This window comes from Streptomyces sp. NPDC060049, assembly GCF_042736715.1.
Lineage (GTDB): Bacteria > Actinomycetota > Actinomycetes > Streptomycetales > Streptomycetaceae > Streptomyces.
The window spans coordinates 520,164-535,399 of sequence record NZ_JBHWVV010000002.1 but is presented as its reverse complement, the minus strand read 5'-3'; the positions used below and the strand labels follow the sequence as shown (position 1 = coordinate 535,399).

Here is a 15,236-nt window from a genome sequence, read left to right as displayed (position 1 = left end):
GACCTCGCACACCGGGGGGAGGCGGGAGAAGGGGGCGTCGTCACCGGAAAAGGTAGCGACCCGGGACCCTGATCGAAGCAGCGACCCGCAGGGCTCCCCGGCCCGGTTCGAGCCGCAGACCTGCGGTGACGAGCGGATATTCGGTTTCGGCCTGGTCCTTCCACCCCCGAGAATGAGGCATCTCGAACCGGGAGGAACCCCATGAGCCAGGACCGCCTGACTCTGCACGACCTGATGCCCGCACAGGCGCTGACCGAGGCCATCGACGCCGGATACGTGACCCGCAAGTCACACCCCGAGCTGCCGCTGTCCCTCTACACCTACACCCGGACCGCCCAGTACGAGCGGGTCTGGAACCAGGTCACCACGATCTGCCGCGGCCTCGTCGCCGACGACGTCAGCGGCGCGGTCGTCGCGCTGCCGCTGCCCAAGTTCTTCAACGTCGGTGAGCACGAGTCGGACCAGCCGTACGCGCCCGCCCTGCCGGACGAGCCGTTCGAGGTGTACGACAAGGTCGACGGCAGCCTCGGCGTGCTCTTCCACTACGCGGGGAAGTGGCGGGCCGCGTCCAAGGGTTCCTTCACCAGCACCCAGGCCACCTGGGCCCAGCGGCGCCTCGACCGGCGGGACACCTCCGCCCTGGTCCCCGGCACCACCTACCTCGCGGAGATCCTGTACCCGCAGAACCGCATCGTCGTCGACTACGGCGAGCGCCGCGACCTCGTCCTGCTCGCCGCCTACGCGGCGGACGGCGCCGAGGTGCCGCTCGCCGAGGCCGCGGGCCACTGGCAGGGCATCGGCTCCGTCGTCACCCTGTGGCCCGCGATGCCGCTCGACGAGCTGCTCGCGCTGACCGCCTCCAGCACCCTGCCCGGCGGCGCCGGCGCGACCGGCACCGACGCGGAGGGCTTCGTACTGCGCTTCGCCTCGGGCGTCCGCGCCAAGGCGAAGATCGCCGAGTACGTACGGCTCCACAAGGTGCTCACCGGCGTGACCGAACGGGACATCTGGCGCGGCCACGGCATCCAGCGGTTCGCCGGCCTCCCGGCCAAACAGCTGGCCCAGGGCCTCAACTGCACGGTCGCCGACATCGAGGCGTCGGGCGGCAAGCCGCTCGACGCACTGCTGGAGCAGGTCCCCGACGAGTTCGACCAGTGGGTACGCTCGGTGATCGAGCGACTGGAGGAGGAGGCCGCGCTCCGCGAGCGCGCCATCGACGAGGCGTACGCCTCCCTCGCCCATCTGGCCGACGACCGGGGCGCGTTCGCGCGCGCCGCCCGGGGACTGCGCGACAGCGGGATCCGCGGCGCGCTGTTCCAGCGCCTGGACGGCAAGCCGACCGAGCTCGTCAGCTGGCGGCAGGTGCGGCCCGCAACGTCCGACCCCTTCACGAACGACGAGGAGAACTGAGCCGTGTCCGAAGTCCCCGCAACCGAGACCCCCGCACCCCCGGCCGTGGCCCCCGCACTCCCGGTGGTCCACGTCATGACGGGTCTGCCGGCCTCCGGGAAGACGACCGCCGCGCGCGCCCTCCAGGCGGAGTCCGGCGGCCGGATGCGCCGCGTCAACCTCGACGACCTGCGGTCCATGCTCGACGTGCCGGACCCCGAGCGCGGGCGCTCGTACAAGCACGAGCAGACCGTGCTCGACATCCAGGACGCGGCCGTCAGCGCGGCCGTCGAGGGCGGATTCGACGTGGTCGTCGACAACACGCACCTCACCTCGCACATCCCCAAGCGGCTCAAGGCCGCGGTCGCGGGGCGGGCCACCTTCGTCGTGCACGACTACACCGGGGTACCGGTGGAGGAGTGCCTGCGGCGCGATGCCGCGCGCGAGCGCCAAGTCGGCGAGGAGATCATCCGGATACTCGCCGACAAGCACGCCAAGGCGCGCAAGGGCGGCTGGCGGCTCACCGCGGACTGGCTCAACGACCAGCCCGACGTGTCCGCTTACGTCGCCGACCCGGCGCTGCCGGCGGCGGTCATGTGCGACATCGACGGCACGCTCGCCATGACCGGCGACCGCAATCCGTACGACTTCACGCGCTGCGGCCTCGACACCCTCAACAAGCCGGTGCGCGACGCCCTGGACTCCTTCCGGCGCGCCGACGGCGACACGATCGTGCTGCTCTCCGGGCGGGGCGAGGAGTACCGGGAGCCGACCGAGGCCTGGCTGCGGGAGCACGAAGTCCCCTACGACGAGCTGTGGATGCGCGCGGCGGGCGACACGCGGCGCGACGACATCGTGAAGGCGGAGCTGTTCAACGCGCACGTACGCGGCCGGTACGCGGTCCGGGTCTCCCTGGACGACCGCGACCGGGTCGTGGCGATCTGGCGCCGGATGGGTCTGGCGACCTGGCAGGTCAACTACGGCGACTTCTAGGTTGCGGACCGGCCCGTTTGCCCATACTGGGGCGGTGAACGCTCTGAACGCGGTGAACGTCCTGATCGTGGACGGTGCCAATGTCGTCGGGTCCGTGCCGGACGGCTGGTGGCGCGACCGGCGCGGAGCCGCCGAACGGCTGCGCGACCTGCTGGCCCGGCGGGACGAGGGCGAGGAGATCATCCTCGTCGTCGAAGGTGCCGCCCGGGGCGTCGAGTCCGTGCCCGGCGTACGGGTGGACGCGGCGCCCGGGAGCGGCGACGACCGGATCGTGGAGCTGGCCGAGGCCGCCCGCGCGCGGCACGAGGAGTGTGTCGTGGTCACGGCGGACCGGGAACTGCGCGAGCGGGTCGGCGCCCTCGGCGCGCGGTGCGTGGGGCCGAGGGCCGTGAGGCCGGACGCGTGAGCCGCCGGCGCCGTCCGCGGTCGGTCGCGCCGTCCGCGGTCAGCGGGCCTGGAGGGAGGCGTTGAACCCGTCGCGCAGCAGGGGATAGGCCTGGGCGACGGTCCAGCCGGCGTCCCAGCACGCGTCGCGCTCGGCCTGACCGGCGGGGGCATTCGCGCAGGAGCGGGACGCGTAGAACTCGGCGGCCTTGACGACCTTGTCGGCGTTCGCGCGCAGGGTGGTGAAGGAGTTCTGATCCTCGTGGGCGATCCGGGTCAGCGAGGTCTTGGCCGTCTCGGCGGCTTTGGCTGCGTTGTCGGCGCACAGCGCGGTGAGCGAGGTCGGCCGCTCGGGCCAGCACTTGGAGCCCTTCTCGGAGCCGTAGCGCGTCTCGGCGTCGTTGAGCAGGCCGAGCGACTTCGAGTGGACGGCCTCCGCGTCGGGAGCGGCGGTCCCGCGGGGCTGCTGCCGCCATTTCAGGAGGACGGTGGAGACGTCCGGCCAGCTCCGGGCCGACTGCGGGCCCCGGGCGGCGGACGCGTCCGGGGACTGCGGGGCGGAGGGTGTCGTGGTGGTCGCGGCGCCGGCGGAGGGAGCGGCGCTCGGCGAACCGCTCGAGGGTGCCTCCGCCCGGTCCGTCTTCCCGTCCGATGCGGAACACCCGCCGAGAGCGGCCGCGGCCGCCGTGACGGCGGCGAGCAGCGTCAAGGAAGCCGGCTGGTTCGATCGTGCGGTACGGGGCACCGAGTCTGTCCTTCGCTCTACCCGCAGGCCGTCTGCCTGCGGGAACAGCGTCTTTTTCTACCTGCTCCGCGGCCCGCACGCCAGTTCGTCGACCGGGAGCGGGCACCACGGGCGTGCGACGGGATCAGAACCGGCAGTACTTCACCGGGGTGATGTTCTTGATGTAGCGGGCCGACACCCAGTGGCCGTGGCCGTTCACGGCGGACTTCGCGTCCTTGGGGGCGCCGGCCATGCGGTCCTCGTCCCGCTCGCGGTCCCGCTTGCCGTCCAGGAGGTACCAGAGGTTGTTGCCGTCGACCCGCTCGCCGCGCTTCTTGCACTCGATGGTGAGCTTCTGGTGGGGGTACACCCGGCCGACCTTGTGCGCGTGGGTGGTCGGCTTGCTGCGCACGGTCAGCGGGCCGTGCGAGATGACGATGCCGCGGGCGTGCTCGCGCTCGCGCTCACGCTCGGGGTATCCGTCCTCGTCGTCCTCCTCCCGATCGTCCACGATGTTCTCCTGGCCCGGGTCGTCGGCGATCGGGTCCTCGTCCGCGATTGCCGCACCCGCCCCTACCAGGCCGAGCACCAGGCTTCCGGCGGCGAGAGCGAGGATGGTCCTGGTGGGCTTCAGCATGAGCCGGCTCCTCTGAGAAGACGTCCGCCCGGCCGCGGAACGCGACGCGGGGCGGCAACCAGGCGGTTGCCACCGACGACTATGGCGACGCGGACGCGCGCAGTGCGGCTGACGCACCGTAACTTAGCCCGATATGCCCAATCTGGTGAGATATTCCCGGGTCGTTCCCCTATGGCCCGCCGGCGCGCGTCTGCCCTCGGCGTCGAGCGAACGGCGGGGCGCGGCAGGGCGGAGGGGCGGAGCGGACGTGGCAGCGGGCGGGCGGGGCCGTGCCCGCCCCCGAACGGGCACGGCGCCGCATGGCGGGCCCCCGGGGGGACAGGGCCACTGCCGGTTGGTACCGGCCCGAGGAAATCTACGGGGACCCGCTCGTGCTCTCGCCCATCCAAGGGTTGAACTCCGGCTACCCCCAGGGGCGGCGACCCTGTACAACCAGGGGTGTACACAAGGGGGTTCGACGTGCAGTTGTCCGCGCATCCGGCTGTGGCCGGGCTCCGCGCCGTGCGACCCGCCGCCGTCGAGATCGCGTACGCGCTCGGCTCGCTCTGGATCTCCACCTCCATGCTCGCCAACTGGCCTGACCCAGAGGGCTATTGGCGTGACACCGACATGCTCGCCCATGGGCTTCTCGGCGCCGTCTACCTGCCGCTCGTGCTGCGCCGCCGCTTCCCCGTGGCCGTCCTGGTGAGCACCGGACTCGGCGTCGCCGCCTACTTCACCCTCGGCTACTACCACGTCCCCGCCGTCTGCGGGATGCTCCTCGCCCTCTACACCGTCGCCGCCCTGCGGCCGCGCCGCGTCTCCGTCCGCTGCGCCGCCGTCTCGCTCCTGGTCCTTCTCTGGGGCACCCGGCTCGCCGAACCGGGCATCGGCCCGCTCAGCGTCGGCTTCGTGACCGTCGCCACCACCGTCTGCTGGGTCGCCGGCGACGGCTCCAGGCGGCTTCGTGACCTGACCCGCCGGCTCCGGCTCGAACAGGAGGAGAAGGCCCGCCGGGCCGTCGTCGCGGAGCGCATCCAGATCGCCCGCGAACTGCACGACGTCATCGCGCACCACGTCTCGGTGATCTCCGTGCAGAGCGGACTCGCCGGGTACGTCTTCTCCTCCGACCCGCCGACCGCCCGCCGGGCCCTGGACACCATCGGCTCCAGCGCCCACGAGGCCCTGGCCGAGATGCGCCGGATGCTCGTCGTGCTCCGCGAGGACTCCTCGGCGCCCGCCGAGGAGGGGGTGGCAGAGGTCTCAGGGCTCGGGCGCCTCGGCGAGCTGGTCCGCCGGGTGGGTGCGGCGGGCGTGCCGGTCGACGTCGCGATCACTGGGACGGCGTACGCCCTGCCGCCCGGGATCGACCTCTGCGCGTACCGCGTCGTCCAGGAGGCCCTGACGAACGTGCTCAAACACGCCCCGGCCGCGCATACGACCGTCCGCGTGCACTACGCCGAGGACGAGGTCCGCGTACGGGTCAAGGACGACGGGAACGGATCCCCGCGCGTCCCCGCTCGTACGGGAGCGCCCGCCGCCGGGGCCCGCGGCCAAGGTCTGACCGGCATGCGCGAGCGGGCGATGATCTACCACGGCACGCTGACCGCCGAGCCGGCCCCCGAGGGCGGCTTCGAGGTCAGCCTGCGCGTACCCGTGCCCCGGGCCGGCCGTGACGCCTGAGGCGCTCCCCGAGAAAGAAGGAGGGACCGTGCTGCGCGTCCTCGTCGTCGACGACCAGTTCCTGATCCGGTCCGGACTGACCGCGCTGCTCACCGCCGCACCCGGTTACGAGGTCGTCGGCGAGGCCGAGGACGGCGAGGCGGCGGTGCGGCTCGCCGCGCAGACCCGCCCCGACGTGGTCCTCATGGACATCCGGATGCCCGGAACCGACGGGCTCACCGCGACCGAGCGGATCCTGGCCGCCGCGGAGCCCGGCGCACGCCCCAAGGTGCTCGTGCTGACCACCTTCGACTCCGACGAGTACGTCTTCCGGGCCCTGCGGGCCGGAGCCGGCGGCTTCCTCTTCAAGGACACCCCGCCGGAGCGGCTGCTGGCCGCCATTGCCACCGTCCACGCCGGCGAGATGCTGTTCAGCCCCGGGGCCCTGCGCGGGATGGTGCAGGCGTACACCGCGCCGGCCGGGGCCCGTTCCCCGCGCCCCGGACTGGACACCCTGACCCCGCGCGAACGCGAGGTCCTCGGCCTGGTCGGCGCGGGCCTGTCCAACGCCGACATCGCCGGACGCCTCGTCCTCAGCGCCGCCACCGTCAAGACCCACGTCCACCGCTGCATGAGCAAGCTGGGGCTGGCGAGCCGCGCACAGGCCGTGGTCGTGGCCCACGAGTCCGGCATCGCCGCCCGGCTCTCCTGAGCGCCCTTCCGGATGCGGGCGGCGACCGGCGCCGCCAGCATGGGAGCCATGGGTATCGAAGATTACGGCGGCGGTCCCGGCGCGCAGCAGACCGGCGTCATGGTCGTGACGACGAACGACGTTCCCGGCTTCCGGGTCGAGCGGGTCATCGGCGAGGTCTTCGGCCTCACGGTGCGCTCCCGCCACCTGGGCAGCCAGATCGGCGCGGGTCTGAAGTCGATGATCGGCGGTGAGCTGAAGGGTCTCACCAAGACCCTGGTGCAGACCCGCAACCAGGCCATGGAGCGGCTCATCGAGCAGGCGAAGGCGCGCGGCGCGAACGCCGTGCTGATGATGCGCTTCGACGTGACCGACGCCGCCGACGTCGGCACCGAGGTGTGCGCGTACGGGACGGCCGTCGTCCTGGTGCCCGCCGGCACGTAGGCCGGTACGCGGACCGGCTCCGCACCAGGCCGTCTCAAGGGGCGGCCGGCTCCTGGGCGTTACGGGGCTCTCGCGAGGCCGGCGCGGGCATGGCCGGCGCCGCCGTCGCCGGTGCGGGCTCCGGCCGCAGCCCGGCCGCGAGCCCGGCGATCACCACGGCCAGGCCCAGCCACACCGCCGGGCCCGGCACCCCGCTGCCGGTCACGGCGCCCGCGCCCGCGGCGGCGAGCGGCGCCACCCCGGTCAGCAGCCCGGCCCGGCCGGAGCCCACCGCGGCCACCGTGCGGTACCAGAGGAGGAAGGCCACGGCCGTCACCATGACGGCGAGGTATCCGGTGGCCGCCCACTGGCGCGGGCTGACCGCCAGGAGCTCCGCGGGCCCCTCGACGCACGCGGTGAGCACCGCCAGCATCACCGCGCCCATCCACACCGCGTGCAACGACACCCCCCACGCGCCGTGGCGGCGCAGCACCGGCACCGCGAGCAGGGTGAATCCCGCCTCGCAGCCCAGCGCGAGCGCGGCCCAGCCCACCCCGGCGGCGTCGGTCCGGCCCGTGCCCTCGACCAGTACCGCCCCCGCGACCACCACCGGCGCGGCGAGCAGTACCCGGCGGCTGGGCCTGCGGCCCTCCAGCAGCGGGCCCATCACCCCGAGCAGGATCGGCACGGAGGCCACCGCGACGGCGATGACGGCGGGCTCGGCGTGCGCGACGCCCCGGACGACGGCCACGTTGAAGAGCACCAGCCCCGTCGCGGCGATGCCCGCCAGCCACAGCCACTCCCGGCCGCGCGGCAGCACGATCCGCACGCGGGCCGCGCGGGCCAGGGCGAGCAGCAGCAGCGCGGCCGCCGCGTAACGGACGGCCTGGACGCCGAACAGCGGGGCGTCGACGAGGGACCGGGAGACGGTGACGCTGCTGCCGACGAGCGCCATGCCGGCGATGCCGGGGGCGAGGTCGCGCAGCGGGGCGGGTGATGTGTTCATACCGTCGAGCGTCCGCCAGTATTGGACTCATGGACAGTGCCGAACGGGGCCGGGTCAAGGGGTCCAAAACCGTAGAGACCGAGACGGCGGCCGCGGCGGCGGCCGACGGCGCCGGTGCGGATGCCGGCGCCGGGACCGGTACGGACAGGGGTGCCGGGGCCGCCGGATCCGATTTCCTGTTGCTCGACGTCGGACAGGCACCACCGGGCGGCCGGACCGACTGGCTCACCGCCCGTATCCGGGCCGCCATCGCCGACGGCACCCTCCCGGTCGGGAGCAGGCTCCCGGCGGGTCGGGTGCTCGCGGCGGAGCTCCGGGTCTCCCGGGGACTGGTCACCGAGGTGTACCAGCGGCTGGCGGACGCCGGTCAGGTGGTGGGCAGGGGCCGCGCCGGGACGATCGTCGTGGCCGCACCGCTGTCCGCCGGACCGCTCACCGGCCGACCGCTCACCGCCGGACCCGTGACCGGCCGCCCCGTGACCGGGGACGCCTCGGCCCCCGCACCGCCGGGACCGGTGGCCGCGCCGCATTCCGCGTCGGTGTCCCGGTCCTCGCCGACGCCGGCCGGGGCCGGGGCGAAGACCGGCCCCGGCACGCCGAGGGGCAGGGGCGGGCTGGTCGACGACCTGCGCGCGACACCGTGCCGCATCGACCTCTCGCCCGGAGTGCCCGACCTCACCGCCTTCCCCCGCACGGCCTGGCTCCAGGCCGAGCGCCGGGTCCTCGCCTCGCTCACTCCCGCCGACTTCGGCTACGGAAACCCGCAGGGCGCGCCCGCGCTGCGCGAGGCGGTCGTGGGCTGGCTCGCCCGGGGCCGGGGGATCCGCGCCGACCCCGGCGAGGTGGTCGTCGTGGCGGGCGTGGCCCAAGCGCTCGGACTGCTGGCCCAGGTGCTCGGCGCGGAGGGCGTACGCCGCGTCGCGGTGGAGGATCCCGGCTCGCTGGGGGCCCGGCAGCAGCTGGAGCACGCCGGTATGGAGATCCTGCCCGTACCGGTGGACGCCGGCGGGATCGACACCGCCGCCCTGGCGGCCGGCCCGGCCCAAGCGGTCCTGCTGACCCCGGCGCACCAGTTCCCGACCGGAGTGGTCCTCGGCGGGGAGCGGCGCCGCGAGCTCCTTGGCTGGGCGGCGGCCGGGGGCATCGTCATCGAGGACGACTACGACGCCGAACACCGCTACGACCGCGCCCCCGTCCCCGCGCTGCGCGCCCTGCTGCCCGAGGACGTCTGCTACGCGGGCAGCGTATCGAAACTCCTCGCCCCCGCCCTGCGGCTGGGCTGGCTGCTGGTCCCGCCGCGCCTGCTGGACGCCGTGGTCGAGGCCAAGCGGTACGCCGACCTCGGCAATCCGGTCCTCGCCCAGCTGGTGCTGGCCCGCCTGATGGAGTCGGGCGAGCTGGATCGCCACCTGCGCCTCGTACGGCGCCGCCACCGGGCCCGCCGGGACGCGATGCTGCGGGCGATCGCGGCCGAACTGCCGGGTGCGCGGGTCCACGGTGCCGCGGCCGGACTGCACCTGATGGTCACCTTCGACGGCGCGGACTTCGACGACACCGCCCTCGCGGCGGCGGCCCTCGCCCTCGGAGTCAAGGCGCAGCCGCTGTCCTGGCACCGTCTGCGCCCGGGGCCGCCGGGCCTGGTCCTCGGCTACGCGGCGGGCCCGCCCGGAGAGTTGGCGCAGGGCGTGGCCGCCTTCGGCACGGCGCTGCGCGGCCTGCGGCGGAGCTGACGCCGACGGGAGGACGGCAGGACGGGAGGACGGGAGGACGGGACGATGCGGCCGCGCGGACCGGGGCGGTCGCGGGCCCGTGAAAAGTTTCTCTGCGATGGCGGCAACCTCCCGGGGACTCGCGCGTCGTGCGGGGGTGAAGGGCGTGAACCCGCGCCCTCCAGCCGACCGTGGAGAACCACCGTGAAGAACCTGAAGCGTGCCCCGCTGTCCCTCCGCAGGGCGGCGGCGCTCGCCGTCGCCGCCGCCGGGGTGGCCGTGGCACTGGCCGGGCCGGCCTCCGCCGCACAGGGCTCGTCCGCCGCGCCGAGTGCCGCTCCGAGCGCCCCTTCGGCGCCCAAGCCGCAGCCGTCGGTGAGCCTGCCTCCGGGCACCAACCCCAGCGCGACGCCGAGCAGCGCGCCGGCCGCCCCGAGCAGCGCACCGAGCGCGGCCCCCAGCAGCGCGCCGAGCGCGGCTCCCAGCGCCGCCCCGGCTTCACCCGGTGAGGCCGAGCTCGCGCATACTGGCTCCTCCGCCACCACCGCCGCACTGGGTGGCGGGGCCGCCGCGCTGATCGCCGCCGGGGCCGCGACCCTGTACGCCGTGCGGCGCCGCGCCAACGGCTGAGGACCCCCGTGCTCCACCTCGTACTGCCCGTGAGCCCCGCCGCGCCCGGTTTCGACCGGACGCGGCGGGGCTTGTGGTCGTTCCTGCTGCGCCGCGAGCGGTCGGCCGCGCCGGCCCCGCCCGCGCCGGCGGAGCCGCACCGGCACGCCTACACGTACGGCCACCGCCGCGAAGGCGACGCCGGGCAGCCCACCGTGACCGAGCTGTACCACGCCCACCGGCTGCGGCTGGTCCGCCTGGCCGTGCTGCTCGTGGACGACCTGGGCACCGCCGAGGACGTGGTGCAGGACGCCTTCACGGCCCTCTACCGGCGCCACGGTGAGCGGATCACGGAGGTGGACAACGCGCTGGGCTACCTGCGCACCGCCGTGGTCAACACCGCGCGCTCCGTGCTGCGCCGCAGGCGGACCGCCCGCGCGTGGACCCCGCCGTCACCGGCCGACGTACCGTCCGCCGAGGCCTCCGTGGTCCTCGACGAGGCACATCGCGAAGTGCTCGCCGCGCTGGGCAGGCTGACGGCGCGGCGGCGGCAGGTACTGGTGCTGCGCTACTGGGCCGATCTGAGCGAGGCGGAGATCGCCGAGACTCTGGGGATCAGCCGGGGCTCGGTCAAATCGAACGCGAGCCGTGGGCTGGACGCGCTGGAACGGATCCTGGAGGGTCGGATATGAGGCGTGGGGAGGGCTCGGCGGAGGTCCCGGCGGAGTTCGCGGCGGAGGGATCGTCCGAACGGCCCGTCGAGCACCGGCTGCGACAGGCACTGGGCGCCCGTGCGGCCGGTATCACCGTGCGCGAGCTGCGCCCGGCGCGGCCGCCGGGACCGGGCGTACGTAGGCTGCCGTGGGCGCGGCTGCGGCAGCGGGGCTTCGTGCTGCCGCTGGCGGGGCTCGCCGTGGCGACGGCCGCCGTGGTGGGGTACGCCGTCCTGGCTCCGGATCGGGGTCTGGTCGGCCCGGGACCCGGCCCGGTGCCGCCGGCCGCGCCGCCGTCGCCCTCGCCCACCGCCGGGGAGCGGTCGCCGGGTCCGGCTTCTCCGACGGGTGCGGCCCCGTCGCCGACCAAGCCCTCGCTCGCGCCTTCGGCCAGTCCGACGCCCGCGCCGAACGGGTCGGCCGGAGGCGTGCCGCAGCCGAGTTCCGTCCCGTCCGCCCCGTCGGCCACGGCGACTCCCTCCGGCCCGGGGGCTCCATCCGTCCCGTCGGCCGTCGTATCCGTACCGCCGCAGAGCCGCTGACGGGTCCGGACGGGGGCGGGACGGCCGGCTATCCGGTGGCCGGCTGCGTGTTCTTCACGGCGCTCACCAGCGGCGCGAGTTCCGGTTTGCGCGCGGCCTCGTCGAGTGCCTCCCGCAGGGCGGTGTCGTTGGTGGGCCGGGCCTCGGCCAGGAGTGCCAGGCCGGCGGGGCTGACGTCGGTGTAGATGCCCCGCCGGTCGGTCGGGCAGAGGTAGCGGTTGAGCAGTCCGCGGTCCTCCAGCCGGCTCACCAGGCGGGTCGTCGCGCTCTGGCTGAGCACGACCGAGTCCGCGACCTGGTGCATGCGCAGGTGACCGCCGACGCCGCTGTGCTGGCGGCTGAGGACGTCGAGCAGCGAGTACTCGCGCACGCTCAGCCCGTGGGCCGCCTGGAGCGCGCGCTCGATGTGCGTCTCGATCCGTCCGTGCAGGAGGGAGAGGGCGCACCAGCCCTGGGAGAGGGCGGTGAGTGCGCTGTCCGTGGCCGTCATGGGCTCCTCCTCTGAAGCGTGAACCTCCAGGATAGGCCACGCGTGCAATAGCCCGCGCTTGCCAATATCCCGCGTCTGCAATTAATGTGGACGCAGGCAAGCCGCTGGAGCAAGCACGCCTTCCCCTCCGTCGCTCCCGTGCTCGGCGCCCGGCATACGCAACCACCCTGAAGGGCACCCCCCTCATGCCTCTCGCACTCCTCGCCCTGGCCATCGGCGCCTTCGGGATCGGCACCACCGAATTCGTGATCATGGGCCTGCTCCCCGAAGTCGCCGCGACATACGGCGTCTCCATCCCCACCGCCGGCTTCCTGGTCACCGGCTACGCCCTCGGCGTGCTCCTCGGTGCGCCGCTGATGACCGTCCTCGGTGCCCGCGTCCCCCGCAAGCGCATGCTGATGCTGCTCATGGGCCTGTTCACCGTGGGCAACGTCCTCTCCGCGCTCGCTCCCGCCTTCGGCGTCATGCTCGCCGGACGCGTCGTCGCCTCCCTCGCCCACGGAGCCTTCTTCGGCATCGGCGCGGTCGTCGCCGCCGAGCTCGTCGCCCCCGAGAAGAAGGCCGGAGCCATCGCGATGATGTTCACCGGCCTCACCGTGGCCAACGTCGTCGGCGTCCCCCTCGGCACCCTGGTCGGCCAGCACCTCGGCTGGCGCGTCACCTTCCTGATCGTCGCCTCGCTCGGCCTCCTCGGACTGATCGGCATCGCCCGGCTCGTCCCCGACCTGCCGCGCCCCGAGGGCGTACGGATCCGCCACGAGCTGGCAGCCTTCCGCAACGCCCAGGTGCTCCTGGCCATGGGGATGACCGTCCTCGGCTTCGGCGGAGTCTTCGCGGCCATCACCTACATCACCCCGATGATGACCAACGTCGCGGGCTTCGCCGACACCTCCGTCTCCTGGCTGCTGGTCCTCCTCGGCCTCGGCATGGTCGTGGGCAACCTCGTCGGCGGCCGGTTCGCGGACCGCGCGCTGATGCCGATGCTGTACGTGTCCCTCGGCGCGCTGGCGCTGGTGCTGGCGGCCTTCACCGTCACCGCCCACACCAAGGCCGGAGCCGCCGTCACCGTGGTCCTCATCGGAGCCCTCGGCTTCGCCACGGTGCCGCCGCTGCAGAAGCGGGTCCTCGACCAGGCCGCCGGAGCGCCCACCCTGGCCTCGGCCGTCAACATCGGCGCCTTCAACCTCGGCAACGCCCTCGCCGCCTGGCTCGGCGGGCTCGTCATCGCCGCCGGGCTCGGCTGGACGGCCCCGAACTGGGTCGGCGCGGTGCTCGCCGCCTCCGCCCTGGTCCTCGCCCTCGTATCCGGCGCGCTGGAGCGGCGTACCGCGGGGCGCCCCGGCGCCGGACGTGTCGTCGCGGCCGGAGCCCCCGCGGCCGAGACCGTACCCGCCCACCACTGATCCGCCCTGCCCACCGCCGTCGACCGCCCGCTGCCGTTCATCGCCGGCGGCCTGCCCGTCCACCGCGACGGCCGGCTCGTCGGAGCGATCGGCGTCGTCGGCGGCGCACCCTCACAGGCCCACGGATTCGCCGGGGCGGCGCCGGCCGTACCGGCCTGACCTCCTCGGGTCGCGCGCCCCGGTTCCCCGTGCCACGTTGGTACGGGGAACAGGGGTACATGATGCGGCAGACGAAGAGGCACAAGCGCAGCCACGTCATCGCGACGGCCACGGTCGCCGCGCTGGTGGCCCTTGCCGTTCCAGGCTGCGCGGACGGCGCGGCCCCCCCGCCCGGCGTCCGGGCGCCGACCAGCCCGGCGCCGCCGTCCCCCTCACCGGCCGGCCCGACGAGCCCGGCGTTGGCCCCCGCGCCCTCGCCGACGCCCTCCTACGCGCTTTCCACCGCCCCGCGCACCATCCCGGCCGTACGGGAACACGTGCCGGCCCGCGGCCCCGGCTGGCGGCCCGCTCCCGGGGCGCGCGTCGTCGTACCGCCGGCCGACCGGGCGGCCCTGTCCGACGAGGGCAGACTGCTCGCCGGAGAACTGCGCATGGGATTCGCCGAGTCGGCGAACCCGGGCCCCGGAGACGTACAACTCGCCCTCGGCGCGGCCAAATCCGGAGCTCCGGAGTCCTACACCCTCACCGTGCAGAACGGACAGGTCCGCATCACCGGCCCCGACCAGGCAGGCGTGTTCTACGGCACCCGCACCCTCAAGCAGGAGGTCGCCGACGGCGCTTCGGCTCCCGAGGGCACCGTGCGCGACGCCCCGGCCAAACCGCAGCGCGGTCTGAACCTCGACATCGCCCGCAAGCACTTCACGCCCGACTGGATCGAGGACCGGCTGCGCGAGATGGCCGACCTGAAGCTGAACCAGCTGGGCCTGCACTTCTCCGACGACCAGGCCTTCCGGATCCAGTCCGACACCCATCCCGAGATCGTCTCCACACCGCACCTCACCAAGGCGCAGGTACGGTCGATCATCGCGCTCGCCACGAGCCTGCACATAGCGATCGTCCCCGAGATCGACTCGCCCGGACACCTCGGCGCGGTCCTGCGTGCACACCCGGGCCTGCAACTGGTCGACGTGCAGGGCCGGGCGGTCAAGGGAGCGGTCGACATAGTGGATCCTGCGGCGGCGAAACTCGTGGACGAACTCCTGCGCGAGTACCTGAAGTTGTTCCCCGGCGCGATATGGAACCTGGGCTCCGACGAGTACCAGGCGCTGGTCTACCGCGACCCGCAGGCCTCCTTCCCGCAGCTCGCGGCCGCCGCCCGGCAGCGCTACGGGCCCGCCGGCCGAGTCCGGGACCTGGCGACGGAATGGCTCAACGCCCGTGCGGCCGTGGTGCGTTCGGCGGGTTGGACACCGGCGGCCTGGAACGACGGCTTCTTCACCGGCGGGGTGGTCCAGCCCGCGATGGACATCCAGGTGGAGTACTGGACGGGCAAGGAGGGCGGCGCCCGGCCGCCGCTGGAGTACCTGCGCGAGGGCCGCAAGGTGGTCAACCTCAACGACGAGTTCCTCTACTACGTGCTGGGGGAGCCGAACCAGTTCACCTACCCCACCGGCCGGCGGATCTACGAGCAGTGGACCCCGCTGGTGCTGCGGGGCACGGCGCCCGTCCCCGCGCAGTACAACGGCCAGATCCTGGGCGCACGCCTCGCGGTCTGGTGCGACCTGGCCGGGGCCCAGACCCAGGCCCAGGTGGCGGCCGGCATCCGCCTCCCGCTGGCGGCCCTGTCCCAGAAGGTCTGGGACTCCCGCACTCCGGCCCTCGACTGGCCGGCCTTCAAGGCCCTGGCCGACCGGCTGTAGGCGGCCCGGCAGGATCCGGAGAG

16 protein-coding genes and 1 pseudogene are annotated in these 15,236 nt (G+C 74.1%); 13 read left to right on the top strand and 4 right to left on the bottom strand.

Going from position 1 to position 15,236, the window contains the following annotated elements; all coding sequences use genetic code 11:
* The first annotated feature begins 201 nt into the window (after window positions 1-201).
* From ACFWBY_RS05190 to ACFWBY_RS05180, 3 genes are read left to right on the top strand one after another with little or no spacing between them, the layout of a single operon-like run.
* A complete protein-coding gene (locus ACFWBY_RS05190; RefSeq protein WP_385330224.1) occupies window positions 202-1,410 on the top strand; it encodes an RNA ligase in 1,209 nt (402 codons plus the stop codon).
* 3 nt (window positions 1,411-1,413) lie between these two features.
* On the top strand, window positions 1,414-2,382 hold the full coding sequence (locus ACFWBY_RS05185; protein WP_385330221.1) for an AAA family ATPase: 969 nt from the start codon (window positions 1,414-1,416) through the stop codon (window positions 2,380-2,382).
* Window positions 2,383-2,425: 43 nt separating this feature from the next.
* Window positions 2,426-2,788 (top strand): NTP pyrophosphohydrolase, encoded by a 363-nt coding sequence (locus ACFWBY_RS05180; protein WP_385330302.1) that lies wholly within the window; start codon window positions 2,426-2,428, stop codon window positions 2,786-2,788.
* A gap of 39 nt (window positions 2,789-2,827) precedes the next feature.
* On the opposite strand, the gene ACFWBY_RS05175 is transcribed toward ACFWBY_RS05180, so the two are convergent.
* Both ACFWBY_RS05175 and ACFWBY_RS05170 read right to left on the bottom strand, forming a co-directional pair.
* Complete coding sequence (locus ACFWBY_RS05175) at window positions 2,828-3,511, bottom strand: hypothetical protein (protein ID WP_385330218.1); 684 nt, start codon at window positions 3,509-3,511, stop codon at window positions 2,828-2,830.
* 124 nt (window positions 3,512-3,635) lie between these two features.
* Window positions 3,636-4,127 (bottom strand): hypothetical protein, encoded by a 492-nt coding sequence (locus ACFWBY_RS05170; RefSeq protein WP_385330216.1) that lies wholly within the window; start codon window positions 4,125-4,127, stop codon window positions 3,636-3,638.
* Between the two features lie 459 nt (window positions 4,128-4,586).
* Here ACFWBY_RS05170 and ACFWBY_RS05165 point away from each other — a divergent pair, with 459 nt between their 5' ends.
* The 3 genes from ACFWBY_RS05165 to ACFWBY_RS05155 are packed head-to-tail and all read left to right on the top strand — an operon-like array spanning window position 4,587 to window position 6,903.
* The gene (locus ACFWBY_RS05165) at window positions 4,587-5,789 is read left to right on the top strand and encodes a sensor histidine kinase (protein WP_385330213.1); all 1,203 of its coding nucleotides are present in this window, start codon (window positions 4,587-4,589) and stop codon (window positions 5,787-5,789) included.
* 28 nt (window positions 5,790-5,817) lie between these two features.
* Window positions 5,818-6,480: a response regulator gene (locus ACFWBY_RS05160; protein ID WP_385330210.1), complete on the top strand. Its 663-nt coding sequence runs from the start codon at window positions 5,818-5,820 to the stop codon at window positions 6,478-6,480.
* Window positions 6,481-6,528: 48 nt separating this feature from the next.
* Window positions 6,529-6,903 (top strand): YbjQ family protein, encoded by a 375-nt coding sequence (locus tag ACFWBY_RS05155; RefSeq protein ID WP_385330207.1) that lies wholly within the window; start codon window positions 6,529-6,531, stop codon window positions 6,901-6,903.
* A 34-nt stretch (window positions 6,904-6,937) separates the two neighbouring features.
* Here the strand turns inward: ACFWBY_RS05155 and ACFWBY_RS05150 are convergent, their stop codons facing one another.
* Window positions 6,938-7,888: an EamA family transporter gene (locus tag ACFWBY_RS05150; protein WP_385330204.1), complete on the bottom strand. Its 951-nt coding sequence runs from the start codon at window positions 7,886-7,888 to the stop codon at window positions 6,938-6,940.
* Window positions 7,889-7,917: 29 nt separating this feature from the next.
* Between ACFWBY_RS05150 and ACFWBY_RS05145 the strand changes: the two genes are divergently transcribed.
* The 4 genes from ACFWBY_RS05145 to ACFWBY_RS05130 all read left to right on the top strand — a co-directional run bounded on the left by ACFWBY_RS05145 (window position 7,918) and on the right by ACFWBY_RS05130 (window position 11,461).
* A complete protein-coding gene (locus ACFWBY_RS05145; protein ID WP_385330201.1) occupies window positions 7,918-9,618 on the top strand; it encodes a PLP-dependent aminotransferase family protein in 1,701 nt (566 codons plus the stop codon).
* 183 nt (window positions 9,619-9,801) lie between these two features.
* A complete protein-coding gene (locus tag ACFWBY_RS05140) occupies window positions 9,802-10,227 on the top strand; it encodes an LAETG motif-containing sortase-dependent surface protein (RefSeq protein WP_385330199.1) in 426 nt (141 codons plus the stop codon).
* Between the two features lie 8 nt (window positions 10,228-10,235).
* Window positions 10,236-10,898, top strand: a complete 663-nt coding sequence (locus ACFWBY_RS05135; RefSeq protein WP_385330196.1) for a SigE family RNA polymerase sigma factor — start codon at window positions 10,236-10,238, stop codon at window positions 10,896-10,898.
* A complete protein-coding gene (locus tag ACFWBY_RS05130; protein WP_385330193.1) occupies window positions 10,895-11,461 on the top strand; it encodes a hypothetical protein in 567 nt (188 codons plus the stop codon). Before ACFWBY_RS05135 ends, ACFWBY_RS05130 begins: the two co-directional genes overlap by 4 nt.
* A 28-nt stretch (window positions 11,462-11,489) precedes the next feature.
* On the opposite strand, the gene ACFWBY_RS05125 is transcribed toward ACFWBY_RS05130, so the two are convergent.
* On the bottom strand, window positions 11,490-11,951 hold the full coding sequence (locus ACFWBY_RS05125; RefSeq protein WP_385330190.1) for a MarR family winged helix-turn-helix transcriptional regulator: 462 nt from the start codon (window positions 11,949-11,951) through the stop codon (window positions 11,490-11,492).
* Between the two features lie 185 nt (window positions 11,952-12,136).
* On the opposite strand from ACFWBY_RS05125, the gene ACFWBY_RS05120 reads away from it, so the two are divergent.
* From ACFWBY_RS05120 to ACFWBY_RS05110, 3 genes and pseudogenes are all read left to right on the top strand, one after another.
* Window positions 12,137-13,354: an MFS transporter gene (locus tag ACFWBY_RS05120; RefSeq protein ID WP_385330187.1), complete on the top strand. Its 1,218-nt coding sequence runs from the start codon at window positions 12,137-12,139 to the stop codon at window positions 13,352-13,354.
* A gap of 6 nt (window positions 13,355-13,360) precedes the next feature.
* Window positions 13,361-13,513 (top strand): annotated as a pseudogene (locus tag ACFWBY_RS05115) (heme-binding protein); the annotation flags it as partial.
* 59 nt (window positions 13,514-13,572) lie between these two features.
* Window positions 13,573-15,213, top strand: coding sequence for a glycoside hydrolase family 20 protein (locus tag ACFWBY_RS05110; RefSeq protein WP_385330185.1), 1,641 nt, complete (start codon window positions 13,573-13,575; stop codon window positions 15,211-15,213).
* Window positions 15,214-15,236: the final 23 nt, after the last annotated feature.